At 58.9% G+C, this 23,945-nt stretch carries 25 protein-coding genes and 5 pseudogenes; 14 read left to right on the forward strand and 16 right to left on the reverse strand.

The genetic code is table 11. From position 1 onward, the window contains the following. Positions 1-92: 92 nt before the first annotated feature. The gene (locus KVQ82_RS30615) at positions 93-509 is read right to left on the reverse strand and encodes a hypothetical protein (protein WP_260688134.1); all 417 of its coding nucleotides are present in this window, start codon (positions 507-509) and stop codon (positions 93-95) included. 186 nt (positions 510-695) lie between these two features. Between KVQ82_RS30615 and KVQ82_RS30620 the strand changes: the two genes are divergently transcribed. Beyond that, the gene (locus tag KVQ82_RS30620; protein WP_011154388.1) at positions 696-1,745 is read left to right on the forward strand and encodes a DNA-binding protein; all 1,050 of its coding nucleotides are present in this window, start codon (positions 696-698) and stop codon (positions 1,743-1,745) included. Positions 1,746-1,880: 135 nt separating this feature from the next. After that, entirely contained in the window at positions 1,881-2,150 is a 270-nt protein-coding gene (locus tag KVQ82_RS30625; protein ID WP_033979952.1) for a hypothetical protein, read from the forward strand. A 36-nt stretch (positions 2,151-2,186) separates the two neighbouring features. On the opposite strand, the pseudogene KVQ82_RS30630 reads toward KVQ82_RS30625, so the two are convergent. The 5 genes and pseudogenes from KVQ82_RS30630 to KVQ82_RS30645 all read right to left on the reverse strand — a co-directional run. Beyond that, positions 2,187-2,947: pseudogene (locus tag KVQ82_RS30630) on the reverse strand (OprD family outer membrane porin); the annotation flags it as partial. A 159-nt stretch (positions 2,948-3,106) separates the two neighbouring features. Continuing rightward, positions 3,107-3,439: a DUF2790 domain-containing protein gene (locus KVQ82_RS30635; protein ID WP_033979951.1), complete on the reverse strand. Its 333-nt coding sequence runs from the start codon at positions 3,437-3,439 to the stop codon at positions 3,107-3,109. Between the two features lie 314 nt (positions 3,440-3,753). Further along, positions 3,754-4,199 (reverse strand): annotated as a pseudogene (locus KVQ82_RS31785) (DDE-type integrase/transposase/recombinase); the annotation flags it as partial. A gap of 22 nt (positions 4,200-4,221) precedes the next feature. Continuing rightward, positions 4,222-4,467: pseudogene (locus KVQ82_RS30640) on the reverse strand (transposase); the annotation flags it as partial. 43 nt (positions 4,468-4,510) lie between these two features. Further along, positions 4,511-4,768: pseudogene (locus KVQ82_RS30645) on the reverse strand (MerR family DNA-binding protein); the annotation flags it as partial. A gap of 262 nt (positions 4,769-5,030) precedes the next feature. On the opposite strand from KVQ82_RS30645, the pseudogene KVQ82_RS31790 reads away from it, so the two are divergent. Together KVQ82_RS31790 and KVQ82_RS31840 are read left to right on the forward strand one after the other, a co-directional pair. Continuing rightward, positions 5,031-5,147 (forward strand): annotated as a pseudogene (locus KVQ82_RS31790) (type II toxin-antitoxin system RelE/ParE family toxin); the annotation flags it as partial. A gap of 195 nt (positions 5,148-5,342) precedes the next feature. After that, positions 5,343-5,558, forward strand: coding sequence for a co-regulatory protein PtrA N-terminal domain-containing protein (locus tag KVQ82_RS31840; protein ID WP_017849619.1), 216 nt, complete (start codon positions 5,343-5,345; stop codon positions 5,556-5,558). A 162-nt stretch (positions 5,559-5,720) separates the two neighbouring features. Here KVQ82_RS31840 and merR read toward each other — a convergent pair whose 3' ends face one another. Further along, on the reverse strand, positions 5,721-6,161 hold the full coding sequence (merR, locus tag KVQ82_RS30650) for an Hg(II)-responsive transcriptional regulator (protein ID WP_003131870.1): 441 nt from the start codon (positions 6,159-6,161) through the stop codon (positions 5,721-5,723). A 71-nt stretch (positions 6,162-6,232) separates the two neighbouring features. Here merR and merT point away from each other — a divergent pair, with 71 nt between their 5' ends. From merT to KVQ82_RS30690, 8 genes are all read left to right on the forward strand, one after another. After that, on the forward strand, positions 6,233-6,583 hold the full coding sequence (gene merT, locus KVQ82_RS30655) for a mercuric ion transporter MerT (protein ID WP_017849617.1): 351 nt from the start codon (positions 6,233-6,235) through the stop codon (positions 6,581-6,583). A gap of 13 nt (positions 6,584-6,596) precedes the next feature. After that, entirely contained in the window at positions 6,597-6,875 is a 279-nt protein-coding gene (merP, locus tag KVQ82_RS30660; protein WP_003131880.1) for a mercury resistance system periplasmic binding protein MerP, read from the forward strand. Positions 6,876-6,887: 12 nt separating this feature from the next. Further along, a complete protein-coding gene (gene merC / locus KVQ82_RS30665) occupies positions 6,888-7,322 on the forward strand; it encodes an organomercurial transporter MerC (protein WP_003131881.1) in 435 nt (144 codons plus the stop codon). A 32-nt stretch (positions 7,323-7,354) separates the two neighbouring features. Then, the gene (gene merA / locus KVQ82_RS30670) at positions 7,355-9,034 is read left to right on the forward strand and encodes a mercury(II) reductase (RefSeq protein ID WP_031633059.1); all 1,680 of its coding nucleotides are present in this window, start codon (positions 7,355-7,357) and stop codon (positions 9,032-9,034) included. 20 nt (positions 9,035-9,054) lie between these two features. Next, positions 9,055-9,474: a hypothetical protein gene (locus KVQ82_RS30675; protein WP_017849615.1), complete on the forward strand. Its 420-nt coding sequence runs from the start codon at positions 9,055-9,057 to the stop codon at positions 9,472-9,474. Next, positions 9,471-9,833 carry a mercuric resistance transcriptional repressor MerD gene (gene merD, locus KVQ82_RS30680; RefSeq protein ID WP_017849614.1) on the forward strand — a complete coding sequence of 121 codons (363 nt, stop codon included), beginning with the start codon at positions 9,471-9,473 and terminating at the stop codon, positions 9,831-9,833. The genes KVQ82_RS30675 and merD (KVQ82_RS30680) overlap by 4 nt, the downstream gene beginning before the upstream one ends. Beyond that, positions 9,826-10,062, forward strand: a complete 237-nt coding sequence (gene merE / locus KVQ82_RS30685) for a broad-spectrum mercury transporter MerE (RefSeq protein ID WP_017849613.1) — start codon at positions 9,826-9,828, stop codon at positions 10,060-10,062. The genes merD (KVQ82_RS30680) and merE (KVQ82_RS30685) overlap by 8 nt, the downstream gene beginning before the upstream one ends. Positions 10,063-10,223: 161 nt before the next feature. Then, positions 10,224-10,436, forward strand: coding sequence for a DUF3330 domain-containing protein (locus KVQ82_RS30690; RefSeq protein ID WP_032805095.1), 213 nt, complete (start codon positions 10,224-10,226; stop codon positions 10,434-10,436). A gap of 293 nt (positions 10,437-10,729) precedes the next feature. Here the strand turns inward: KVQ82_RS30690 and tnpC are convergent, their stop codons facing one another. After that, positions 10,730-11,092, reverse strand: a complete 363-nt coding sequence (gene tnpC / locus KVQ82_RS30695; RefSeq protein ID WP_017849612.1) for a Tn3 family transposase post-transcriptional regulator TnpC — start codon at positions 11,090-11,092, stop codon at positions 10,730-10,732. Continuing rightward, positions 11,092-14,109, reverse strand: coding sequence for a Tn3 family transposase (locus KVQ82_RS30700; RefSeq protein WP_026140367.1), 3,018 nt, complete (start codon positions 14,107-14,109; stop codon positions 11,092-11,094). The genes tnpC and KVQ82_RS30700 overlap by 1 nt, the downstream gene beginning before the upstream one ends. A 57-nt stretch (positions 14,110-14,166) precedes the next feature. Between KVQ82_RS30700 and KVQ82_RS30705 the strand changes: the two genes are divergently transcribed. Further along, positions 14,167-14,769: a hypothetical protein gene (locus KVQ82_RS30705; protein ID WP_222019473.1), complete on the forward strand. Its 603-nt coding sequence runs from the start codon at positions 14,167-14,169 to the stop codon at positions 14,767-14,769. A 322-nt stretch (positions 14,770-15,091) separates the two neighbouring features. Here the strand turns inward: KVQ82_RS30705 and KVQ82_RS30710 are convergent, their stop codons facing one another. Then, on the reverse strand, positions 15,092-15,847 hold the full coding sequence (locus KVQ82_RS30710; RefSeq protein ID WP_254170384.1) for a hypothetical protein: 756 nt from the start codon (positions 15,845-15,847) through the stop codon (positions 15,092-15,094). Between the two features lie 216 nt (positions 15,848-16,063). Next, positions 16,064-17,587 (reverse strand): UvrD-helicase domain-containing protein, encoded by a 1,524-nt coding sequence (locus KVQ82_RS30715; RefSeq protein ID WP_222019474.1) that lies wholly within the window; start codon positions 17,585-17,587, stop codon positions 16,064-16,066. Between the two features lie 529 nt (positions 17,588-18,116). On the opposite strand from KVQ82_RS30715, the gene KVQ82_RS30720 reads away from it, so the two are divergent. Next, complete coding sequence (locus tag KVQ82_RS30720) at positions 18,117-18,626, forward strand: deoxycytidine deaminase (protein ID WP_260688135.1); 510 nt, start codon at positions 18,117-18,119, stop codon at positions 18,624-18,626. A gap of 80 nt (positions 18,627-18,706) precedes the next feature. On the opposite strand, the gene KVQ82_RS30725 is transcribed toward KVQ82_RS30720, so the two are convergent. From KVQ82_RS30725 to merD (KVQ82_RS30745), 5 genes are all read right to left on the reverse strand, one after another. Beyond that, positions 18,707-21,673, reverse strand: a complete 2,967-nt coding sequence (locus tag KVQ82_RS30725; protein ID WP_222019476.1) for a Tn3-like element TnAs3 family transposase — start codon at positions 21,671-21,673, stop codon at positions 18,707-18,709. A gap of 2 nt (positions 21,674-21,675) precedes the next feature. Then, complete coding sequence (locus KVQ82_RS30730) at positions 21,676-22,236, reverse strand: recombinase family protein (RefSeq protein ID WP_000147567.1); 561 nt, start codon at positions 22,234-22,236, stop codon at positions 21,676-21,678. A gap of 125 nt (positions 22,237-22,361) precedes the next feature. Then, positions 22,362-23,348: a DUF3330 domain-containing protein gene (locus KVQ82_RS30735; RefSeq protein ID WP_016240397.1), complete on the reverse strand. Its 987-nt coding sequence runs from the start codon at positions 23,346-23,348 to the stop codon at positions 22,362-22,364. Beyond that, positions 23,345-23,581: a broad-spectrum mercury transporter MerE gene (gene merE / locus KVQ82_RS30740; protein WP_000993386.1), complete on the reverse strand. Its 237-nt coding sequence runs from the start codon at positions 23,579-23,581 to the stop codon at positions 23,345-23,347. The genes KVQ82_RS30735 and merE (KVQ82_RS30740) overlap by 4 nt, the downstream gene beginning before the upstream one ends. Then, positions 23,578-23,940, reverse strand: coding sequence for a mercury resistance co-regulator MerD (gene merD, locus KVQ82_RS30745; protein WP_001277456.1), 363 nt, complete (start codon positions 23,938-23,940; stop codon positions 23,578-23,580). Before merD (KVQ82_RS30745) ends, merE (KVQ82_RS30740) begins: the two co-directional genes overlap by 4 nt. Positions 23,941-23,945 lie beyond the last annotated feature (5 nt).

Below are 23,945 nucleotides of genomic sequence, written 5' to 3' on the forward strand. Positions count from 1 at the left end.
ACCAAAATACCCGACCTGGAGCAGTGCACTGTCCCGCAGTGTCGCCAGTCCGTCGAGCGTGTTCAGGTGCACCACGATGCGTTCGAGATCCTCTAGGACCAGGGCCTTGGCTTTTGTCGAGGCCGCCCGTTCACCCGCTCAATACCGCGCAAGGTTTTGCCCACGGTGGCGCTGGCGGTAGGGTCAGGAAAACCCTGATAACGGTGCCATTGCGACAGCGCCGTGAGGCGCAGGGCCAGGGTGCGCGGGTTCAATACTTCCGCAAAAGACAATAGATAACGAATCAGCGCGGCTTCATCGCACGGCAGCACGCCGCCCCAGGCGAGAAAGTGGCGAATGGCCGAGCGGTAGGTGCGCCGGGTGTTGTCGGTTGTCGCGGCGGCGAGAAAACGCTGATGTTGCTCAGCCAATTGTTCGGGGGTGGTGAGCGTACCGGGGGTACGCGCAAGTACTGTCGGCTCTTCGTGCCGCCTGGTGGGGAGGTTTTCGTCATTATTGCCGGCTGTCATCACGAAGCGCCTGTTTAGGCCATGTGTACCGCAGATTATAGACACAACCCTCGATCGCGATGACTTAACTCACGATAACCGCGCTTATCGTGGGCCAAGCAGCAGTTACTCAAGGTTGAGCTATTCTGTACTTAAATTGCTGTATTACGTTTTCCATAATACGGTACGAAAAAATCCGAGGTGTTCATGGCCCGTTCCGGCGTCCTCTACCTGCATGTTGCCCAGGCGGCCACCCAACTGGTGGCTGCGGGCCACAACCCCACCATTGACAGCATCCGCGTCGCCCTGGGTGGGACGGGCAGCAAAAGCACGATTGCTCCGTTGTTAAAGCGTTGGAAAGCCGCGCATCCCGGCACGCTGGCCCAGGCCGAACTGGGATTGCCCGCGGAGCTGGTCCTGGCGCTGAAAGGACTGTACGAAAAAGTTCAGGCGGAGGCGGCCGTCCAACTCCAGCAGGCCGTAGCGGCTCACCAGGCAGAGGCCGACGCGTTGCAGGAACAGTTGCAGCAGGCATTCGTCGAGCGCGACGCGCAACTCAGCGTTCAGGAGCAGCAGGCCCAGGCACTTGCCGTAGCCACTACGCGCAGCCAGGGGCTGGCTGACACCCTGCAGCGTCAGGAGATCGCCCTGGCCAGCCTGGGCAGTGAAAAGACCGGGCTCGAACAACGTCTGGCTGACCGCGCCGCCGAGGCGGCCGCACTGACCCGGCAACTGCAACAAGCGCGGGAGCAGTTTGAGCACTACCAGGCATCGGTCGCGCAACAACGCAGCGACGAGCGCCAGGCCACTGAGCAACGCCAGCAGCGCCTGGAACACGAATTGGCAGCGCTCCGGCAGCGTCTGCTCGCGCAGCAAACCCGCCTGGGCGAACTGCAGGCGCAGGAACAACGCCTGGTGCAGGACCATGATCGTCTAGAGAGCACCCTGCTCACGACGCAAGCGACGCTCGCGCAGAGTCAGATTGCGCATGAACACGTCTTACTTCAATTCACCGACTTGCAACAGTCGCATCAGGCACTGGAGCAGCGCCATGGCCAAGGTGAGCAGCGTTTGGCTGAGACGCGGACTTACCTGGCCGTCAATGAACGGGAGCGAAGCCTGCTGGCGGAACGCTTAAGCCAAACTGAAAGCCAATTGAGCCAGTTGGCCACAGAAAAGCAGCTTCTCGTGCAAGACAACGCGGTGCTGTCAAGCCAGCTCGCAGAGTCCAGAGCGATGAAGCCGAAGACTTGTTGACCGAAAAAGGCGCCTACCTCAGGCGCCTGAAACCATCCTCCAAACCAAAGGAGCCAAACAGGAGGACAGTGGAGCAATCAACTCTTCAATACACAGCCTGGCTGGAAACCAAGGTCGTAGATGAGGAGAGTCGCCATGCGTAACGCCATTACCTACACCGTCCTTGCTACCTTCATAGCCCTTGGAACTGTTGCCACGGGATTTGCCGAACAGGCCAAAGCCCCCGCCCAAAGCAGTGCCGAGACAAATAAGGGTGAGGACATGCACATGATGGACGGCAACCATATGCCGATGATGGACATGCAGGAAATGTCCAAGATGATGAAAAACTGCAATACAATGATGGAGAACATGAACCAACACATTGGAATGGAGTCCCCGAAGGGCGATAGCAAGGCACAATAGCGATCTGGTTCACGTCGGCCGTCTCCGTCCCTCGCCGGTGTGCGCCCCGACACGGAGGCCGACCTTGCCGCTCCAGGTATCGTTCTCAAAACTGCCGAGGAGCTGCTTCCCCTCATCGACGGCCTTGTAGTAATTCAAACCACCGACCAAGGCGACATCATCTGCAAGCGGGTAGCTCCAGGTAGTGCCGGTATAGTATTGGTTTCAGGCATCCTTGAGACAACTGGTGTAAAGGCTGAAGCCAAGGTTGTCGTTGGGTGTGTAATCACCGCCGACTATCCACGGAGAGCCGACTTCGCCTGCGTAGAAGGTTGCAAAATCATCCCGCATGCTGCTGGAGCTGGGTTGGCTCATCGCGTGCAGGCGTCCGCCCTGTAGCACCAAGCCCTCGACACTGGTGTTGTATGCGGTGACGCCGCGGAAGCTTTCCGGAAGCAGTCGCGAATCGCCGTACTGCACGACAGGCGTGACAGGGAAGACATCGCCTACTTTGATTTCAGTGTCCAGGAAACGGGTCTTTACGGCGCCGCCGAGCTTGGAGTAATTGTCCTCGGCCTGGCCGAGCCCGACTCGAATCGGCCTATGACTCCGTGGGCCCATTCTTCCGAGTAGCCATTTCCTGTACTGCTGGACTGGCCTTTGCGAAAATCACGGTTGAAGTAGAAATTTCGATTGAGGATGCTCAGGCTGCTGCCTTCGATGAATCCCTCGCCTTTTTCCTCGGCGGCCATTGCAGCCTGCGCAGCGCTGATGCTCAAGACGATCTGAGAAAGTCCCAACAGGGCCTTGTTGTTCATAAACGCTCTTGATGTTTTGGCAGATTTTTCATTGTGCGGTTGTGTATATGCCGAAGCGCGCCGGGCATAGCCGGGTGCGCTTCTTACATACTTCCACATGCAAAATAACGTCAGGGTGACGTGAAAATTACTTTTCCGTCAGCAACACGTCAACAATGCTCAGTGCTGGCTCCTGCAATCCGTTCCTGATACGCGGTACTCCAGAATATGCAGGTTTCCGCTCGAATCCTCGTAGGTCATTTGCGCAGGCATCACATCGCAGTTGCCATTGGTCGACGTGACGTGAATGACCTTGGCGATGTCGAGCTTCATGCCATAGCGGTAGTGAGTGACTTCTGGCGGGTTCTTGCCTTGGGCGCTAGCGTATTCGCGCATGGATTGCTCGTTGGCCTGGATCATCTTACCGTACAGGCGATCGGAACTGCCATCGGCCCATACGGTGGATGACAGCAGAGTCGCACTCACTATCAGCAGCAGTCTTAGGTGTTTCATAACGGCGATCTCCTCTCGGGTTTTCGATCCACGATTCAACTCTACCTCCGTAGTTAAGTACGGAATCAAGGAGGGAGGAGATGAAGGTCCTGGTTTATGGCGCCGAGATAAGATGGTAGGGCTTAAGTACACTTTCGTCGGGTAACAGCAGCGCATTACTGCGCCACCGCCCCCAAAGAACCGGGCATGAGAGTCGCGCCTCATCCGGCTCAAGTCTTTCGTCAGCACCATGGTCTAGTACCGGGCAATCAATCCACGTCTATCGCAGCTCGACGTTGGGCAAAGTAAGACGACCACGCAGGATCACAGGGATTGGCCAAGTTACGTAGTGCCGTTTCTCGATCCGGCTTAGGTATGTGCGCCACGTAATCACGCTTGATCGTCTTCACGAAGCTCTCGGCCATGCCGTTGCTCTGCGGGCTGCGAACTGGGGGGTCACCGGCTGCAAGCCGATCTGTCGAGCAAACAGGCACGTCTGGTCGGCGGTGTACGCCGAGCCGTTATCGCTTAGCCATTGCACCGGCGTGGCGGGCAGTTGATCACCGAAGCGCCTCTCCACGCTTTCCAGCATCAAGTCGCGGATATCATCGCCGCTGTACCCGGTCGGGCTCGCGACCTAGCCGATGGCCTCGCGATCACAGCAGTCCAGGGCGAAGGTTACGCTCAATTTGGCTCCGTCCTCGCAGCGGAACTCAAAGCCGTCCGAGCACCAACGCGTATCGCTGGTTTGCACCGCAATACGGCCTTCGTGCCGACGCGGCACGCCGGGCTGTTTTCGTAGACAGATTCAGCAGCGGTTGCAGGTGCTCGCCGCACTGGATCACCCAGCGCGCCAGGGTTTGGCGGGGGATATCGACGCCGTGACGACCGAGGATTTTTTTGAAGCGGTGCAGCGGCAGACCATCGACGTATTTGGTGATCAACAGCATCGCCAGGACGCTAGGACTGGCCATGCTCTTTTCGATCAGTTGAGCCGGTTTGTCGGCGGTGACCGGTGCGGCTTCACAGCCGCGGCAGCCGTAGACCTTGTCCGCTGGTTCCCTTCACAACCACTGGCCAACGCAGAGCGTTTTACCCATGCAGCGAAACGATTAGCGGACAGGAAACGGTCCCGTGGCTCGCACAACAGTCGTGAACCAGTTGCACCAAAACAGACTCGATCCGTCGCAGATCCGCGAGCTTGCCACGCACATCCCCAAGCTTCTGCTCGGCGAGCACGCGCGCTTCATCACAGTGAGCGCCGTCATCGAGCCTCAACAGCCCGGCCACTTCTTCGAGGCTAAAGCCCAGCCGTTGCGCGGACTTTACGAATTTCACCCGGGCGACATCGGGGGTTGGGGAGCAATGGAACTGAAAACCAACGTAAGCCGAATTAGAGTTCGTTTTACTCGTCAGCGACTGCGAATTAACGAACTTTGATTCGTGAGAAAGGTTTATTGCACTGATTTTCGGGTGTTGGTGACCTTTCCTCGCGATAGCGGAAACGGTTTCATAAAACGGTCGTTTTTCGAAACTATCCAGACGTTGCAAGGGTTTGCGGGGCAGCGACTGAGCTTAAGTGCACTTTCTGTTCCGTTGCTCCCCCAACCCCTATTTCCAGCAGCGAGGTGATGAATTCGTTTTGCTGTTGTGCGGCGGCGACAAAAGCAGCCAAAGCCGTGATATTGAAGCGGCTAAAAAACTCGCCAGCGAGTGGAGGTCAGAATGAGCGAAAAAATTTACGACTACGACCCAGCAGCAGCCCTAGACGGCCCTGAAGCAATCGCCGTCTTCATGGCGGAGCCCTGCCATTTCCTCTCAGCGCCATAATCCAGGACCTTCATCTCCTCTCTCCTTGATTCCGTACTTAACTACGGAGGTAGAGTTGAATCGTGGATCGAAAACCCGAGAGGAGATCGCCGTTATGAAACACCTAAGACTGCTGCTGGTAGTGGGTGCGACTCTGCTGTCATCCACCGTATGGGCCGAGGGCGGGAGCGACCGAGCGATTGAGCGAATTGCTGCACGCGAGAGGGCTGAAGCGACCCTGGTGGCGGAAACCGTCAAGGAGATTAAGCAACTGGGCCCCACGGCGGCAGGCCGTAGCGAAGCGCAGCCCGCCTGTCCGCCTGCAAAGTAGAGCCTGTGCTACTCGACCAGATGCAACGTGAGCCCACTCTGCTGAGGCGCGAGGGCAAATAGCAATACCAAACTGTGCCCTTTGCAAGTGCTCCTTTGGCCATTCAGCGGCGCTCATTGAGCGCCGCTTTTTTCTAAGCGCAAGCCGACCAACAGGGGCGCCTTACGCAACGGGAAATCCTCGGTTAACGCCCGAGTTGTCCCCATGCAGCGAAACGATCAGCGGACAGGAAACAGTCCCGTGGCTCGCACAACAGTCGTGAACCAGTTGCTCCAAAACTGACTCGATCCGTCGCAGATCCGCGAGCTTGCCACGCACATCCCCAAGCTTCTGCTCGGCGAGCACACGCGCTTCATCGCAGTGAGCACCGTCATCCAGCCTCAACAGCCCGGCCACTTCATCGAGGCTAAAGCCCAGCCGTTGCGCGGATTTAACGAATTTCACCCGGGCGACATCCGCCTCACCGTAACGGCGAATGCTGCCGTAGGGCTTGTCCGGTTCGGGTAACAGCGCCTTGCGTTGATAGAACCGGATGGTTTCCACGTTGACCCCGGCCGCCTTGGCGAAAGCGCCAATGGTCAGGCTTTCCAAATTGTTTTTCATACCGCTTGATTCCGTACATGACTACGGGACTAACCTTAAACCATCGATCAAATGCTCGAAAGGAGAAATGCATGTCTGAACCATCAAACGGGCGCGCCCCTCTTGTCGCCGGGGGGCTTGCGGCGATTCTCGCCTCGGCTTGCTGTCTCGGGCCGCTGATTCTGATCGCACTGGGATTCAGCGGGGCCTGGATCGGTAACCTGACCGTGCTGGAACCGTACCGCCCGCTCTTCATCGGCGCGGCACTGGTGGCGCTGTTCTTCGCCTACCGGCGCATTTTCCGCCCCGCTCAAGCCTGCGCACCGGGCGAGGTCTGCGCCATCCCTCAGGTACGTACCTCCTACAAGCTGCTGTACTGGCTGGTGGCGGCCTTGGTGCTGGTCGCGCTCGGCTTCCCCTACATCCTTCCCTTGTTCTACTGATCAGGAGTTCACCATGAGAAAACTGCTCGCATCCTTAGCCCTCGCCAGCCTGGTCGCCACACCCGTCTGGGCGGCCACGCAGACCGTCACCCTGGCGGTGCCGGGCATGACCTGCGCCGCCTGCCCGATTACGGTGAAGACGGCGTTGACCAAGGTCGATGGCGTGACCAAGGCTGAGGTGAGTTTCGAGAACCGCGAGGCCATCGTCACCTTCGACGATACCAAGACCAATGCCCTGGCGCTGACTAAGGCGACCGAGGACGCTGGCTATCCGTCCAGCGTCAAGCAATAGGAGGGACTTCCGATGGCAAATCCTCTCAATCTGTTCACGCGGATCGGTGACAAAGCCGGCTCCGTCGGCGTGCTGATTTCTGCCATAGGCTGCGCCATGTGCTTTCCCGCCCTTGCTAGTCTGGGGGCCGCGTTCGGTCTGGGCTTTTTGAGCCAGTGGGAAGGCCTGTTCATCACCACGCTGCTGCCTCTGTTTGCTGGACTGGCTCTGCTCGTCAATGCCCTCGGCTGGCTCAATCATCGGCAGTGGCGACGGACTGCGCTCGGCCTGATCGGTCCTACCCTGGTACTGGCAGCGGTATTTTTTATGCGGGCTTATGGCTGGCGGAGCGGTTGGCTGCTCTATATCGGCCTGGCCCTCATGTTTGGGGTGTCGATATGGGATCTCGTGTCGCCCGCTCATCGCCGTTGTGGGCCGGATGCCTGTCCGACGCCGCCAAACCAGTGAACCTGACAAGAGACGATCTAATGAGTAACGAAATGACCGAACTGAAAATCATTGGTATGACCTGCGCCTCCTGTGTCGTGCATGTGAAAGAGGCCTTGGAGAAGATTCCGGGCGTGCATCGGGCGGATGTTTCCTACGCCAGCGGGAAGGCCGAACTGAAGGTCGACGAGGGCGCAAGCCGTGAGCAGATGCAGGCCGCTGTCGAGGCCCTGGGGTATCGAGCGGCGTTCGAAGACGCCATGGTACAAGCCCGTCCTGGCCTGCTCGATAAGGCACGGGGTTGGTTGAGCAGCACTGACGCCGGGAAAGAGGGCGACAAGCTCCACGTCGCGGTCATCGGCAGTGGTGGCGCCGCCATGGCGGCCGCGCTCAAGGCGGTGGAAGGCGGTGCCCGCGTCACCCTGATCGAGCGCGGCATCATCGGCGGCACCTGCGTCAACGTGGGCTGCGTGCCCTCCAAGATCATGATTCGTGCCGCGCATGTGGCCCATCTGCGCCGCGAGAGCCCGTTCGACGCCGGGCTTTCCGCCATGACGCCGACCGTCCTACGCGAACGTCTGCTCGCGCAGCAACAAGACCGTGTCGCCGAACTGCGCCACGCCAAGTACGAAAGCATCCTGGAGAGCACGCCGGCGATCAGCGTGCTGCGCGGCACCGCCCGTTTCCAGGACGGCCACACGCTCAGCGTGAAACTGGCCGAGGGTGGCGAGCACATCGTAGCCTTCGACCGCTGCCTGGTCGCCACCGGCGCAAGCGCGGCCGTTCCACCGATTCCAGGACTGAAAGACACGCCGTACTGGACCTCAGACCAGGCACTGGCGAGCGATACAATCCCTAAGCGGCTCGCCGTGATCGGCGCCTCCGTAGTGGCAGTGGAACTGGCGCAGGCCTTCGCCCGGCTGGGTAGCGAGGTCACGATCCTGGCACGCAGTGCGATGTTCTTCCACGAAGACCCGGCCATCGGCGCGGCGGTGACGGAGGCCTTCCGTATGGAGGGCATCGAAGTGCTGGAGCAAACGCAAGCCAGCCAGGTGTCCCACGCCAACGGCGAGTTCGTACTGGCCACCAACCATGGTGAGTTACGTGCCGACCAACTGCTCGTCGCCACCGGCCGCACGCCCAATACCCAGGGCCTGAACCTGGAAGCGGCCGACGTGCAGCTGGACGAGCGCGGCGGCATCCAGATCGACGAGCGCATGCGCACCAGCGCAGCGGATATCTATGCGGCCGGCGACTGCACCGACCAACCGCAGTTCGTCTACGTCGCGGCAGCGGCTGGCACCCGCGCGGCAATCAACATGACCGGCGGCGAGGCCAAGCTCAATCTCGACGTCATGCCGGCCGTGGTGTTCACCGATCCGCAAGTGGCCACCGTCGGCTACAGCGAAGCCGAAGCGCAGCACGCCGGGATCGAAACCGACAGCCGCACCTTGACCCTGGACAACGTGCCGCGCGCGTTGGCCAACTTCGACACGCGGGGTTTCATCAAGTTGGTTGCCGAAGCGGGCTCCGGCCGACTGCTGGGAGTGCAGGCTGTGGCCCCGGAAGCAGGAGAACTGATCCAGACGGCGGTACTCGCCATCCGCAACCGTATGACCGTGCAGGAATTGGCTGACCAGTTGTTCCCCTACCTGACGATGGTCGAGGGACTGAAACTCGCCGCACAGACCTTTAACAAAGACGTCAAACAATTGTCCTGCTGCGCAGGGTAATGAGAGAGGGAGGTTGAAACATGAGCAACACGGCAGACGATCTCGGTAGGTGCGACAGCCTACGCAAGACATGGCAGTTGGTCAGCTTCTGGGGCCTGCCTGCCGTCGTGGCGACGATAGCGATTGTTCTGTCTAATCGACGCCCCGCGTTGTTCCTGGCAGCAGGCGCCGCGCTGGCCGTGATGGGCGGCGCCTGCCTGGTCAACGCCACGCGTTGTCGCCGCCTTCACTGCTACATAACGGGGCCTCACTTCCTGTTGCTCGCAGTTGGTGCGCTATTGGCTTATGTGTTTGACCAAAACGGCGAGCATCTCTCCAGGTTGTGGCTGCTACTGGCTCTGGGAGCTGCACCGTTGCTCATCTGGCTACCTGAGCGCCTAGCCGGAAGGAAATATCTGAGCGCCCCAGTTTGCGGTGAAGGTCGGGAGTGTCGGCGATGAATGCCTACTCCATATCCAGATTGGCCGAGGACGCGGGCGTCAGTGTCCATATAGTCCGAGATTATATGCTGCGCGGCTTGCTGCACCCCGCGCGGCGCACGGAAAGCGGTTACGGCATTTTCGATGAGCGGTCCCTGGCGCGGCTGTGCTTCGTACGTGCCGCCTTTGAGTCCGGTATCGGGCTCGACGAATTGGCGCGGCTCTGTCGAGCGCTCGATGCAGACGATAGTACCGATGTGATCGGGTGTATCGACCGCTTGCTTGGGCAAATCGCGACCCGGCTGGCAGCTTTAGACGCAGTGAAAACGGAGTTGGCCGGGCTGACTCATCGTGCCATCGAAGGTCACACCCATGCGTAATACCAACCAATCCGAATCAATCAAGATGCCCCGCTGGCACGCCTACACGTGGGGTGTGCTCGCCGCGCTCACTTGCCCCTGCCATCTGCCGGTGCTGGCATTACTGCTCTCGGGGACTGCGGCCGGGGCCTTCGTCAGCGAGCATTGGAGCCTCGCGACGCTCGTGCTGACGGTTCTCTTCGTCCTCTTCCTGAGAGCGGCTCTACGGGCCTTTCGGAAGCGGGCGTGACCCGCTCGGAGCACGGCGCGGTCTCCGCTGCCGAGTTGCGGCAGGCTTGGGAGCGTTGGGAATTGTTGCTGCACTGCCAGCCGCAGGTCGATCTGCGCGCAGGTTCGATCGCAGGTGTGGAAGAGTTACTAGGTTTTCTTGGACGATGGAGAAACCCCATCATGAACGCAAACGACACCCCCACTATCAGTTGCTGCGAATGTTGCAAGGAAATTTCCCTTGACGCCGCACTGACGCCGGAAGGTACCGAGTACGTCGTGCACTTCTGTGGCCTTGAATGCTATCAGCGCTTCATATCGCGCGCGGATAAGAGAGCGGCATCCGAGCCTGATCACCCCTGCACACCAGAGGTCAGTACCCGTCACGACGACTAATCTTTGCCTCTGGAAAGTGGCTCTGGTTTTTTTTAGAAAGCGTGAGTCCATTGAGATTTAATGCAAGTCCGCTCGTGGCTAATGTAAGCCCGAAGGCTTCGTCAGTAGTTTTATCTAGGCCGATGCCCGGGAGGATGGCAGCGTGCCTACAGGGCGTCAAAACCGGCTACCCAGAGTCAAATTCACCCCACAGTACAGCGATGCTATAGAGTTACTCGTCAGTCCTGCAGCATCAGTTTTACTCTGCACCTCCATTGTATTCAGTCTGCCGGCAGCCCATTTGCACGAATAGTCTAGTCCTGATAGTCAGGAGCAAGCGCTGCCAAAGGAGCAACGTGTTTAGAACCCGCCTGCAAGCATGAACATAAAGCAGAAATATCCTCTTGAAGGGCCATCGCCTGCGCCCAAATACTGTCGACATCACTGGTAGCCACAGTGAGGGGGAAACCTTCCAGTACCGTCATGGCCATGCCATGCAGGCGTAGGAAGTCTTCTCGAATGCTGCCGACCCCTCCGATTTCAGCAAGGCAGGCATCCAGCCGGTCGACCAAGTTGAGCAACTGAGCGGTGTCGTAGCTTGCACGCAGAGAGTCGAGTACCTTGGTATCGACGTCCCCATAAGGTGTCACGCGGAACGAAGCTGGCGGGATATGCATCAGTTCGTCACCTCAACGTTGCTGTCAGACATCTGTTTCGCACGCATTGATCCCGCAGCCTGCTGGAAAATGGAATCCTTGATCCAGGGTTCCGGTGGGCGTTTGAGTTTCAGGTTGAACTCCCCAAAACGTTTGACATTGCTGGTTAGGTAGGGGCTGAGAAACGATACGTCGTCGTCAGTGAACTGCCAGCCATCACGGGCGAGCTTCTGCAGGATGCGCATCATGTCCACGGTGTTCTGCAGGATCACCGACGAGGCCACCATGTCGTTGTAGCGCAGGCGTTTCTGTTGCTCGTCCGGATCGTTTTCGGCGATCACGTCACCGCCAAAGGACAGCCACTTAGAGAAGCCGTTGTAGGACTCGATCTTATTGGTGTTGGCGGTGACTTCCTGGCGCAACTCGCGGCTGCCGATCCAGTTGAGTAGGAAGATCGTCCGGATCACGCTGCCCAGCGCTTGCGCGGCATGATAGAGCTTGTTGCGCCGACTGTAGGAGCCAAGTTTGCGCAGCAGCATAGGTGAGGAAATCTTGCCGGCCTGGATTGACAACGCGACCTGCATCAGATCCTGCCAGTGGGTTTCGATCAGGTGCCAGTCGGCGGTGTCGGTGAACAGACGGTTGATGTGTTTATACGAAACGCCGCGATCTGGCCGGCACATCACCAGGTCGCGCCAGTTGCGGATACGCGGCATCAGATTGATGCCCAGCAGATGAGTGAAGGCGAACACCGTGGCCGACTGGCCCTGGGTGTCAGAGTACACCGTATCGGGTTCGACGCTGAGGTCGACCTTGAGCAACCCCTCAATCACATAGATTGCCTCCCAGATACCAGGCGGGATGAAGTGCTGGAACACCGCGATGTAGTTATTGGCCACGTGTCGGTACGCCACGGCCCCCATCTTGCGATAGCGGAAGTGGTAGCCGGCCAGCAGATTGTCGTCATAGAAGTCGAACTGCGTACCGTCCGCGGCCACCGCCTTGCCATCGCCCCAGAGCTTGGGCAGGTCAAGTTGCAGATAGAGTTCCACCAGCTCGCGGTTAGCCTTGTCTAACTTCTCAAGCGAGAGATGGCGGCGATTCGTATAGGACAGCATGTGCGGCGTGACATTACCGGCCAGATGCCGTGCGGCCTGGTTGGGGCCAAGGTTGCAGCCCATGGCGAAGATCGTCATCAGGTAGCGCTCGGCCGGTTCTTTGAGCTTTGGCTCGTTGCCGGACATCGGCCCGAAATGCCGAGTGAACTGAATCCAATGCTCAATGTTGGCCATGATGTCGAGCACGTGCCTGGCCGGCATGCGCTGCATAAGCGCCGTCTGTAGCGAGATGGCCGAAGGCGGGATGTCCCGCGCTATCACTCGGCGTAGCACCGGTTCGCCGGCTTCATTGATCGATACGTCACCTCGGCAAGAAGGGAATTTTTCATCCAGATGCTGCGCGGTTTCCTCCAGCTGAATCTTGAGGGAGGCGACAAACTCCTTCGCCGTGCCAGGCAGCCCCACCTTTTCGCAGTAGGCCGGTAGACGATGGAAACATTCTTCCCAGGGCAGCAACTGCTTACGGTAGTCGGCGAAAGATTCCGACCCCAGCACGCACATATCACCCGAGCGCAGCTCACTGGCCAGGTAAGAGAACACGCAGACTTCCAGATAGCGCCGGTTGGTAGGTGGCCCTTCACTGGCAGGACGACGCACGACCTTAACCCAGCGCTCCGACGCAAACGACAAGTCGACATGCTCGTCGATCCACTCGCGGTGTAGATTTTCGCTGTCCTGGATGAGCTGAAGCGCCTGGATAAGTGAGCGATCCTGAGTCGTGGGTTCCAGTTGAAGAAGGTGGCTCAGACGGAACAACAGCGAGCGATGGGACTTGAAGTGCTTCCAGATCAGCGGCAGGTAGTTGTTACCGCCCGTAGCCTGGACTTCGGCGCAAGTCTCGCGCAACCGATCCAGGTTGCCATCGGGAGAGAGGAATTCCCGGATCAGACTGCCAGCCTCCTGGTCATCCGGTTCCTGAACAAGAATCTGCACCACGCCATCCAGGGTGGCCGCCAGTTGCTCCAGCTTCTGGCGTTGCCGCGCCTGGATTTGCTCCAACTCCTCCTTGGCGCGTTTGTGGATCGTCGAAATCCGTCGGATGAACATCTCGGCCAGGTGATCCCGAGTTCGCACCCGCATCCGATAGATCAAGGCCAGCATCAGTGTGTAGCGTTTCGGCAGCGAGCAGTCCTTCAGCTCGGCGACGTCCGACGCGGCGGCTTGGGTGGCGAAGTGGCGGATCTTAGCATCGACGACCCCCTCAAGAATGGCATCCAGATCTCCGAAGCTCTCTAACCACGCCAGGTGGTCGATCAACACCTCCAGGTGCTTGCGGGAAGGCTTCTTGGGTGCCTGCTTGAGTGCGTTGAAGTCACTCTGCCGACGCCCGAAATCCGTGTCGAGCAGCTCCTTTAGCTTGTAGATCACCTCGATTGGCGCTCGGAGCACGATCAGGTTGAAGGTAACTTCCTGAGCACTCGCCAAAGCGGTTTCTGCGATGTTGTTGAGCGTCGAATAAGCCGGAAGCTCATAGCCACGCTGAATCAGCTCATCAAGCATGGCATTAATGAGATCGACTCGCTGCTCAAGCACTACAGCGCAGTCACGTGCGATTTCCTCAGTGATCGCTAGCCCGTCGCTGCTATAGAAGGGTGTAACCTGCAGGTACTGCCGAACCGCCGCTTGGTGTCGGTAAAGGGTGCGGGGGTTGCTGTAGCGCGGAGCTATTCGTGCGCCGTAGCGAAGGCATTGTCGGACATGACTGATGAGCTCCTGAGGAAGCTCCTCGAACGGAACAAAATAGTGTAGCTGCTGAAACACCTTTAGTTGGATTGCCAGCCCAATCGATAGCGCTGGACTCTTAGCGGTGTTATTGACCCATTCGATCTCTGAATCAGACAGGGAATAGCATCGATGCAGCTCCTTAGCTGGCAACTGACTGGGCAAGAGCGGGTAGGCTGTCCTTTCCACCGAAGCCATTGAGTTCATCCCCCAAGTAAGGCAAAACATCAGCATAGACGGCTAGTCAGGCCGGGGATGACCAGCAATCAAGAACTCAATAAATTTCCTTTTAGTTCAATATCTTGCAGAACGAATGTCCTAATTTTTGCCTTATCTCGGCATAACCCCATGTTGGTGCAGGAACCTGGTGATCGTCCAAAGATGTACGCGGGCACTGGGGTGCATGAAGGCAAGCCGTACAAGGATTTGCCATTTGATAACGCACCTGGTGCAGCTGAGTTCAAGGCGTCATTCAAGGATGCGCTAGAACTGAGCAAGAAAGAGCTTGCCGCTGCTGCAGCGGGCAAGCCTGCAGATACCGAACTGGTGAAGTCCAAGCCTATGGACATGCCTGCGTACGAGCGTGCAGAAGCTGGCAAAACCTACGAAGGCAAGGTCGTAGGGTTCAAAGAGAACCAAGTCATACAGCAGATCGTCCATGGTGATCGCGTTACGCACGTTGCGCATGAGCGCTCCGCGCTAAGCAGTGCAAAGTCCGGCCTTGTTCACCCTGGCAAAGACTTGTCCATTCGTTACCCATTCGCCGGTGTGGGCATTGTCAAAGACCGTCAGCTGCAGCATGAACAGAAGGTGCCGTCCCATCAGCCCAAAGGGTTTGGCGGAGTGGGTCGAGTCTGATCCGGGGTCGATAGGTAGAAAGGGGGCTTTGCCCCCTTTTTTCTGCCTGCCACAAGGGTGATTGCCGGTCATGCGGTTTGAACGAAGCGCGGTCAAGTGGAATGGCGGGGGCCCCGCCGAAGGTGGGTTCCGCGTCCGCAGGACCGCCGCAGGCGTATTCTGCTTGACGGTGCGCAGTGACCCCCAGTCTCGGTGAGGGTGTGTGGGGTAGCTTCACCACCCCGCGCACCTGAGCCATGGGCGACCCCATCGGGATTACAAGGGCAGCGCCCTTGGTTTGAGTATGCCGTCCAGGGGTCACCCCTGGCCGCCGGAGGCGATTTTAGCGGTTCTCGGCGATTACCTTGTTTCGGAATTCGCTTGCACAACTGATGGAAACGCCGGCGAGTTTTGCTAACAAGCCAATCGGGATGAGTCCGATTAAATGTTGGTACCGGACTAGTTTTGACACGCGCTGATAGGGTGTGACCCCTAAAAATATCTGCCGCTGCTCTACTACAGCAAAGGGCACACCTACGGCACGACTGATCTTTGCCGCTGACATTGATCCGAATAGAGATTCGTAACCGAGCCACGGGCCAACATAGTTTTTTATCCGGCGCGGTTTGGGCTCTTTGGGTAATGGCTTGGCGGCTGAACGGCCCAACGCTTCGCGCCAATTTCTCACTGTGGTTTGTGATACGCCTGCCAGATCTGCCACCTCCTTGTCGTGCACAAAGCCAAGTAGAGGCTTGTAGGGACGCAATGGGTGATCGACCGGAAAACGCTTTGGCTTTGGGAGTGGGCTTGGGGTTGGTCCTGGTCTGGCCTTTACGCCTAGAGACTTTCGATATTGATCAATACTGTGGGCCGAAACCCCGCAAAGCCGCGCTACCGTGCGGGTCGATTCTATGCCCAGTAGATGCCTGTAGGGCTCAATGGCCATCTTCGCCTGCCACGCATCAATCCCGAACAACTGACGGCGATACCGAATCTTACTTTTGGGGATCCCGACCAATTTAGCCAGATCCCCGTCTTTCATCGTCCCGAGTTTGCAATCAAACCACCTGGGCACGCCTATGTTCTTCCAGTCAGCCATAAATCCTGTGACCTACTAAGAGAGGTTCGGGCAGCCCCGGAACCTCGAATTCCTTTACAAACGAGTATTCACCTAGGGGTCTGGGGAGTAACGGAACAGAAAGTGCACTTAAGCCCAGCACCTTCCCGCACCCCTACTCTGCCTTTGGTTTGTTCAGAACGTTGGCTGTACATTCTCAGCATGTACAGCCCATTTCGGATGGGGCGCGTTTTACCTTCATGTCGTAAACCACGGACTCGGCGTGGTAGGCGACAGGACTAGCGTCAACGAGCTACTGGCCCGACTCAATCCGACGTAAAGAAGGCAGCGATTTTTCTCTGCCGCAGAGAAGTGATGTCTATCACAGGGCATCAGCAACACATTGGCGCATTCAAGACCTTTTGCCTTGTGGATGGTACTGATAGCGCGGGGCGGTATGGACGGTTGCATTTGAGCTCTACGGCTACTTAGCTGGGTGAAGCCTTGCTCCGGGTCATCGAAACTTCCCAGCTGGAGTGCCTCATAAAACTCACGTCGAAGATCTATCTTCACGCCGCTGAAGGCCTCTTCATCCTTGATAAATCCATGTAACAAGGTTAGAGCTGTTCCGACCCCCCTATGGTCAGGCGCTTCCAGAATACAACGTGCGAGTCGTTGGATTAACGCTGGCTTTCCACGGCATTTAGCCTCGCATCCTGTTTGGACTTCCTGCTTCAACCGATTTCCAAAGCCAGACAGCGTGAAGCCGATACCAACCTCTCCAACGAAATCGCAAAAGGTTTCGGCCAACGCATGAGCGTCTCCGACCTGCTGACGGCAACGAATCGCGAGCAGTGATAACGCCGATCTGGTAAAGCCTTCCCAAATAGGAATGGTGCGCCACCACATAGCATTCAGGCCGCGAATTGTCGTGTTGTGAGCGGAAAGGATGAGAAGACCACCATCCCTTCGCAATACGCTTTTGATCTGCCGTCCTTCGTCTGTGGAGACCTGGTATTGCCCATGCCGCTGGGCTTGGTTATCTGCGTAGATTATTGAAAGGCCTTGCGGAAGCCTCCCTCGCAAATCGATAGCGTTTCCCTGTCGTAACGTCTCACGCGCCCCCAGAATCCACTCGCCCAACGTGCGAGACCCTCGATCCCATCGATGTGGATAGTCTAGAAGTTCTACCGCGCTGCTTGCTTCCTGGAGATGCGCCCACCGGGCCGCCGTTTCCGCGTCAGAACCGTAGATAGCTTGCATCGGATCTGCAAACACTAGCAACCGCGATCCGGCGCTACCGATAGCCATGATGACGCCATGCTGTCCCTCGCTAGCGTCTTGGTGCTCATCGCAGATAACAATGGGATAGCGACTTGCCAGCGCACCGCATATCGCAGAAGAGCGACCTAATAACGTAGAGACCTTATGAGCAAGCTGATCAAAGCCAGAAGCACCCTGAGCGAACGCCCAGGCAGAAACATCCAATGGTAGATCGAGTACGTGGTGATAAGCCGTCGCGATTTGGACAATGAGCGAGTCAATGGTGCCAATTTGCACCCGGGGGCCTGCTCCTTTGGTTCTGGCCGTAAACACGCTACAAGCGGCGTGGGTATGAGTCAGAATCAAGATTCGCTGTCCCTGTCGGACTGCACTCGCAGCCTCTCTAGCATATTCAGCTGCCTGGAAGGTTTTTCCGCAGCCAGCGGGAGCATTACCCGCTTCATGCGGGGCATGGACACTTGGAGATAAGCCATGATTCCGGATGTGAAACCGAACCATGGTTGTCCATGGCTTAAACGATTAATGCATGGACATTGTCCATAACCCCGTCATCGCATGGACTAGAGCACCCTTTTGCATTCGGCTTGACCAGTTGTTTGCATCCGATCTAACCAACGCACAGGTTGCGCCTTGACCGGCAGAAATCGACCTATTAAAGCAGGTTGGGATGCCTACGAAACCGGGGCGATTCATTCAGTTTGTAGTGGTCTAATGAAACCGGACATCCATTTACTCGTCACACGGCCTCGCAGTGGAGCATTACGCCATAATACTGTCGGCGAAAATCGGGCGGGAGTCGATGGCCTTTGGCTGTGAGTTCAGCGAACGACACGTCGGGCCGCACCATTTCGTTAGCTGTCAGCCCGGTTTTGTCCTTGCTAGTGCCATAGAAGCAAACGCAAAATGGGACCTTTGTGGCTGAGCATCGTGCCTCTGCCTGCTACCAGCTTGCGTTCTTGATACTGCAAAGGTCGAAAGCTAGCCCTTTTTCGAGGCCCTCCGAATGATTTACTCACCGAAATCTCTTATGGAATTGGTGCGAGATGGCAAAGTAATCCGAAATCTTTCCGATCGTGAGCTTATTTTGCCAGAAGGAGTTGGCTTCGATTTGCGGCTCAAAAGTGTTTCGTGCCTGACTGAAGGTGGCGGAAGTCTGAAAATTACGACAAGACGCACGCCATCGAGCAAGCCCTTGGGGGCTGGAGCGGACGGCTGCGTGATGCTAAAGCCTGGCAAAACGTACCTTGCCACCACTATGGAAGAGTTTGACCTGCCTGAGTACTTGGCAGCACAGTTTTTTCCACGAAGCACGTTGTTTAGAAGCGGCGTGTCGTTTGCTTCCAGTGTTCTGCCTCCGGGTTACATTGGAGCGATGACGTTCGCGTTGACCAATCATCATCACGACCCGTTTGAGATCGAAATTGGCGCCCGCTTCGCCCATGCAATATTTCACACAGTTTCCGGGGACGTTGAGCTGTACAGGGGGCAATGGCAGGGAGGTCGCATTTCACAGCCCAAGGATGAGGATCAGATATAAATGAGTGGGCGGTTGCAGGAGCTGAGTGCAACACGGTCATTGAATTGGGGGTCGTCTCAGAAAACGGAAAATAAAGCACGCTAAGCCGGTTGCAGAGGCCGTAGCGGCCTGAACTTCCCCGCGCCGATCTTGGCGCTGCTGCGCCATAGGTAATCACCGGTCAGGTTGATGTGCTCCCAGCCGAGTGGCGACAGGTACTGCAATAGCGAGTCATCGACGGCATGACCATTGCCGCGCAACGCATGCGCCGCACGCTCCAGGTAGACCGTGTTCCACAGCACGATGGCCGCCGTCACCAGGTTGAGGCCGCTGGCCCGGTAGCGCTGCTGCTCGAAACTGCGGTCACGGATTTCACCAAGGCGGTTGAAGAACACGGCACGGGCCAGCGCATTGCGCGCCTCGCCCTTGTTCAGCCCGGCATGCACGCGGCGGCGTAGCTCGACGCTTTGCAGCCAGTCGAGGATGAACAGCGTGCGCTCGATGCGGCCCAACTCGCGCAGCGCGACGGCCAAGCCGTTCTGGCGCGGGTAGCTGCCGAGTTTCCTGAGCATCAGCGAGGCCGTCACCGTGCCCTGCTTGATCGAGGTGGCCAGCCGCAGGATTTCGTCCCAATGGGCGCGGACGTGCTTGATGTTGAGCGTGCCGCCGATCATCGGCTTGAGCGCGTCATAGGCGGCATCGCCCTTCGGGATGTAGAGCTTGGTGTCGCCCAGGTCGCGGATGCGCGGCGCGAAGCGGAAGCCCAAGAGGTGCATCAGGGCGAAGACGTGATCGGTGAAGCCCGCCGTGTCGGTGTAGTGCTCCTCGATCCGCAGGTCGGATTCGTGGTACAGCAGGCCGTCGAGCACGTAGGTTGAGTCGCGCAGGCCGACATTGACCACCTTGGTGTGGAATGGCGCGTATTGGTCGGAGATGTGGGTGTAGAAAGTCCGTCCTGGGCTGCTGCCATATTTTGGGTTGATGTGCCCCGTGCTCTTTGCCTTGCTAGCGGTTCGGAAATTCTGTCCGTCCGATGATGATGTGGTGCCATCGCCCCAGTGCCCGGCAAAGGGATGCCGAAACTGAGCGTTGACCAGTTCAGCCAACGCTGTCGAGTACGTTTCGTCGCGGGTATGCCAGGCTTGCAGCCAAGCGAGCTTCGCGTAGGTCGTGCCGGGGCAGGACTCGGCCATCTTGGTCAGGCCCAGGTTGATCGCGTCGGCCAGGATCGTGGTCAACAACAGGTTCTTGTCCTTGGCCAGATCGCCCGATTTCAAGTGCGTGAAGTGCCGGGTGAAGCCCGTCCACTCATCGACTTCGAGCAGCAGTTCGGTGATCTTGACGTGCGGCAGGACCATGGCTGTCTGGTCTATCAGCGCCTGCGCGGTGTCGGGCACCGCCGCATCCAGCGGCGTGATCTTCAAGCCCGACTCGGTGATGATGGCATCCGGCAGGTCGTTGGCTGCCGCCATGCGGTTGACGGTGGCAAGTTGTGCTTCCAGCAGCGTCAGCCGCTCATGCAGATATTGTTCGCAGTCGGTGGCCACGGCCAGCGGCAATTCGCTGGACTGCTTGAGGCTGGTGAACTTCTCGGGCGGTACCAGGTAGTCCTCGAAGTCCTTGAACTGGCGTGAACCCTGCACCCAGATGTCGCCCGAGCGCAGGGAGTTCTTCAACTCGGACAGCGCGCACAGTTCGTAGTAGCGCCGGTCGATGCCGGCGTCGGTCATCACCAGTTTCTGCCAGCGCGGCTTGATGAAGCCGGTCGGTGCATCGGCTGGCAGCTTGCGGGCGTTGTCGGTGTTCATGCCGCGCAGCACCTCAATGGCATCAAGCACGTTTTTGGCGGCGGGCGCGGCCCGCAGCTTGAGCACGGCAAGGAATTCCGGTGCATAGCGGCGCAGGGTGGCGTAGCTCTCGCCGATGCGATGCAGGAAATCGAAGTCATCGGGTTGCGCGAGCTTCTGCGCCTCGGTGACGCTCTCGGCAAAGGAATCCCAGGACATGACGGCCTCGATGGCGGCAAACGCATCGCGGCCTGATTGCTTGGCGTCGATCAGCGCCTGACCGATGCGCCCGTACAGACGTACCTTGGCGTTGATGGCCTTGCCTGACGCCTGGAACTGCTGCTGATGCTTATTCTTGGCAGCGTTAAACAGCTTACCCAGGATGCGGTCGTGCAGGTCGATGATTTCGTCGGTGACGGTGGCCATGCCCTCGGTGGCCAGCGCCACGAGAGTGGCGTAGCGCCGTTGCGGCTCGAATTTGGCCAGGTCGGCGGGTGTCATCTGGCCGCCCTCGCGGGCAATCTTGAGCAGGCGGTTCTGGTGAACCAGCCGCTCGATGCCGGTAGGCAGATCGAGTGCCTGCCATGCCTTGAGGCGTTCGATGTGTTCCAGCATATGCCGCGAATTTGGATTGGCCGGAGACTGGCGCAACCAAGCCAACCAGGTCGTCTTGCCGTTGTCCCGGCGCTTGAGCAGATCGTCGAGGCGGCGGCGATGCGCGTCCGCCAGTGGTTCGGCCAAGGCGTCGTAGATGCGCCGGTTAGCACGGGTGATCGCCTCGGCACTCGCCCGCTCGACGGCGTTGAGGGCGGGCAGAATGACCGACTGCCGCCGCAGGTGCCCGATCAAGGCGCTGGCCAGCACGATGCCTTTGTCGGTTTGCATCGCCAGCTCGGTCAGCATCTGGACGGCCTGCCGGTAATGGCTCATGGTGAAGGGCCGGAAACCGAACACGGTTTGCAGCTCGCTCAGGTGCTCGCGCCGGGTCTGCTCCCGCTGGCCGTACTCGTTCCAGCTTTCGACGCCGACCTTGAGCTGGTCGGCGACCAGCTTCAACAAGGGCGGGAACGGTAGTTCATCGACGCCCAGGATGACGCCGGGAAAGCGCAGGTAACAGAGCTGCACCGCGAAGCCCAGCCGATTGGCTGGCCCGCGCCGCTGTCGGATGATCGAGAGGTCGGTATCGTTGAATGTGTAATGTCGGATCAGGTCGTCCTTGGAGTCCGGCAACGCCAGCAGGCTTTCCCGCTCGGCGGCGGACAGGATGGAACGACGTGGCATATTTACTGATCCGTTCTCAAGTATTGATACAGGGTTTCGCGACTGATTCCGAATTCACGAGCAAGCTTGGTCTTTTGCTCGCCAGCCTCGACACGTTGGCGCAGTTCGGCAATACGCTCAGACGACAGGGATTTCTTCCTGCCACGGTAAGCCCCGCGTTGCTTGGCGAGCGCAATACCCTCGCGCTGACGCTCGCGGATCAGGGCGCGCTCGAACTCGGCGAACGCGCCCATCACCGAGAGCATCAGGTTCGCCATCGGAGAGTCTTCGCCAGTAAAACTGAGGTGTTCCTTGACGAATTCGATATGCACGCCGCGTTGTGTCAGCGTTTGCACGATCCGGCGCAAATCATCGAGATTGCGCGCCAGGCGATCCATGCTATGCACCACCACGGTGTCGCCGGTGCGGGCGAAGCTTATCAGCGCTTCCAGTTGCGGACGCTTGACATCCTTGCCGGATGCCTTGTCGCTAAAAGCGCGATCAACCTTGACGCCTTCCAGTTGCCGTTCCGGGTTCTGGTCGAAGGTGCTGACCCTGATATACCCAATGCGCTGTCCAGTCATGGAATTCCCTGCAAAATGTCAGGGAAGACTCTATGACCTTCAACGAGATATGTCAATAAATTCAAAATTCAATCCTATCCTGACGCAATTTACACATGGCATCTGACATCAGGTTAGGGTATGCCTCAACCTGACGGCGGCGAATCACAAGCGTCCGGTTTGACGCTGGTTTCGGTCGCAGTGCTGGCCCGCGCCTGGAAGCGCTGATAGCACTCCAGCCCGCAGAAATGCTCCACGTACTCGGCCCCTTCCGGCGTGAAGGCGGCATCGAGCGGGATTTCCTTGCAGCACACGCAGCAACTGGTGCTCGGTTCATTGGCGTTCATGGTGGTGTTCCTCCATTGGTTGACGAAGCCGACGAAGGCCGCCGCCGGCATCGGCCTGGCGAACAGGAAACCCTGCACCGTGTCGCAACCCGCCTGCCGCAACCACGCAAGGCAGTCGGGTGTTTCCACACCCTCGGCTACCACCTCCATGCCCAGCCCGTGCGCGAGCTGGATCACCGCCCGCACGATAGTTTGGTCACGGGCATCATCCGGGAGCCTGGCGACAAAGGATTGGTCGATTTTCAATGTGGTGATGGGGCAGCATTTCAGATGTTGCAGGCAGGAATAGCCGGTGCCGAAGTCGTCGGCGGCGAAGCGCACGCCGATGGCGCGCAAGGCGTCGAAACTGGCGAACAGGGCTGGATTGCCGAATGCGACCGATTCGGTCAGTTCGATCTCCAGAAGCTCGGCGGGCAGGGCCATATCGGCCAGCACCCGCTTTACCTCGTCGTCGAACGTTGGCCCAACCTGGCTGGCGGACACATTGACGGCAAGACGGAACGGTTGCCATGCCGGTCCTTGCCACTTGTGCATCTGGCGACAGGCCTCGCCCAGCACCCACGCGCCTATTTCCGGCATCAGGCCGAACGACTCGGCCAGCGGCAGGAACTGGCCGGGCGGCAACAGGCCAAGCCTCGGATGCCGCCAGCGCATCAACGCTTCCGCGCCAGCGATCCGGTGATCGCGCAGATCGACCAGCGGCTGGTAATGCAGGTCAAGCTGTCCGCGCGCCGCCGCCTGCGCCAACTCGGCCGCCGTCCATCCGGCGGGCTGCGAACTCGTCATGATCCGCCCCGGAAGGCGCGCAGCAGCCGCGTTACGGCCAGAACGAACAAGCCGGTCAGCGCGAGCGCGGCAACACCCCAATGCTCGCCAAGGAAGGCACCGGCGGTCGTCCCGGCCAGCACGGCGGCGAGAATCGGCAGATGGCAGGGGCAGGTCAACACGGCCAGCGCACCCCACAGGTAGCCGGAAACGGGTTGGCGCGTCTCGGGCGGCAGTTTGTCAGGGGCGTTCACGGCAATGCCTCCTCGTGCGCCCGCTCGGCTGGCATGGAGGCCAGTTGCGCGTCCAGATGGGCCAACGCCGCGCGCCGCCGCTCGACCAACTGGCGCAGCACGGCAAGCTGCGCTGCGGCTTGTGCGCCGTCCGCTGCGTCGAGCGCACGGCACAGCCGCGCCAGGGCATCCAGGCCGATACCCGCCTCGAAGGCCGCGCGCACGAAGCACAGCCGTTGCAAGGCCGCATCGTCGAACACGCCGTAGCCGCCCGTGGTGCAGGCCACCGGCCGTAACAAGCCGCGCACCAGGTAGTCGCGCACGATATGTACGCTCACCCCAGCGTTATGGGCCAGTTGCGATACCGTGTAGGCGCTCATCGCAC

The organism is Pseudomonas sp. AO-1, assembly GCF_019775695.1.
Classification (GTDB): Bacteria; Pseudomonadota; Gammaproteobacteria; order Pseudomonadales; family Pseudomonadaceae; genus Aquipseudomonas; species Aquipseudomonas parakoreensis.

Bases quoted from the DNA above. Each gene is read 5' to 3' on its own strand.
- KVQ82_RS30615 (WP_260688134.1), bottom strand. From the start codon at position 509: ATGACAGCCGGCAATAATGACGAAAACCTCCCCACCAGGCGGCACGAA.
- KVQ82_RS30620 (WP_011154388.1), top strand. From the start codon at position 696: ATGGCCCGTTCCGGCGTCCTCTACCTGCATGTTGCCCAGGCGGCCACC.
- KVQ82_RS30625 (WP_033979952.1), top strand. From the start codon at position 1,881: ATGCGTAACGCCATTACCTACACCGTCCTTGCTACCTTCATAGCCCTT.
- KVQ82_RS30635 (WP_033979951.1), bottom strand. From the start codon at position 3,439: ATGAAACACCTAAGACTGCTGCTGATAGTGAGTGCGACTCTGCTGTCA.
- KVQ82_RS31840 (WP_017849619.1), top strand. From the start codon at position 5,343: ATGAAACACCTAAGACTGCTGCTGGTAGTGGGTGCGACTCTGCTGTCA.
- merR (WP_003131870.1), bottom strand. From the start codon at position 6,161: ATGAAAAACAATTTGGAAAGCCTGACCATTGGCGCTTTCGCCAAGGCG.
- merT (WP_017849617.1), top strand. From the start codon at position 6,233: ATGTCTGAACCATCAAACGGGCGCGCCCCTCTTGTCGCCGGGGGGCTT.
- merP (WP_003131880.1), top strand. From the start codon at position 6,597: ATGAGAAAACTGCTCGCATCCTTAGCCCTCGCCAGCCTGGTCGCCACA.
- merC (WP_003131881.1), top strand. From the start codon at position 6,888: ATGGCAAATCCTCTCAATCTGTTCACGCGGATCGGTGACAAAGCCGGC.
- merA (WP_031633059.1), top strand. From the start codon at position 7,355: ATGACCGAACTGAAAATCATTGGTATGACCTGCGCCTCCTGTGTCGTG.
- KVQ82_RS30675 (WP_017849615.1), top strand. From the start codon at position 9,055: ATGAGCAACACGGCAGACGATCTCGGTAGGTGCGACAGCCTACGCAAG.
- merD (WP_017849614.1), top strand. From the start codon at position 9,471: ATGAATGCCTACTCCATATCCAGATTGGCCGAGGACGCGGGCGTCAGT.
- merE (WP_017849613.1), top strand. From the start codon at position 9,826: ATGCGTAATACCAACCAATCCGAATCAATCAAGATGCCCCGCTGGCAC.
- KVQ82_RS30690 (WP_032805095.1), top strand. From the start codon at position 10,224: ATGAACGCAAACGACACCCCCACTATCAGTTGCTGCGAATGTTGCAAG.
- tnpC (WP_017849612.1), bottom strand. From the start codon at position 11,092: ATGCATATCCCGCCAGCTTCGTTCCGCGTGACACCTTATGGGGACGTC.
- KVQ82_RS30700 (WP_026140367.1), bottom strand. From the start codon at position 14,109: ATGGCTTCGGTGGAAAGGACAGCCTACCCGCTCTTGCCCAGTCAGTTG.
- KVQ82_RS30705 (WP_222019473.1), top strand. From the start codon at position 14,167: ATGACCAGCAATCAAGAACTCAATAAATTTCCTTTTAGTTCAATATCT.
- KVQ82_RS30710 (WP_254170384.1), bottom strand. From the start codon at position 15,847: ATGGCTGACTGGAAGAACATAGGCGTGCCCAGGTGGTTTGATTGCAAA.
- KVQ82_RS30715 (WP_222019474.1), bottom strand. From the start codon at position 17,587: ATGGTTCGGTTTCACATCCGGAATCATGGCTTATCTCCAAGTGTCCAT.
- KVQ82_RS30720 (WP_260688135.1), top strand. From the start codon at position 18,117: ATGGAATTGGTGCGAGATGGCAAAGTAATCCGAAATCTTTCCGATCGT.
- KVQ82_RS30725 (WP_222019476.1), bottom strand. From the start codon at position 21,673: ATGCCACGTCGTTCCATCCTGTCCGCCGCCGAGCGGGAAAGCCTGCTG.
- KVQ82_RS30730 (WP_000147567.1), bottom strand. From the start codon at position 22,236: ATGACTGGACAGCGCATTGGGTATATCAGGGTCAGCACCTTCGACCAG.
- KVQ82_RS30735 (WP_016240397.1), bottom strand. From the start codon at position 23,348: ATGACGAGTTCGCAGCCCGCCGGATGGACGGCGGCCGAGTTGGCGCAG.
- merD (WP_001277456.1), bottom strand. From the start codon at position 23,940: ATGAGCGCCTACACGGTATCGCAACTGGCCCATAACGCTGGGGTGAGC.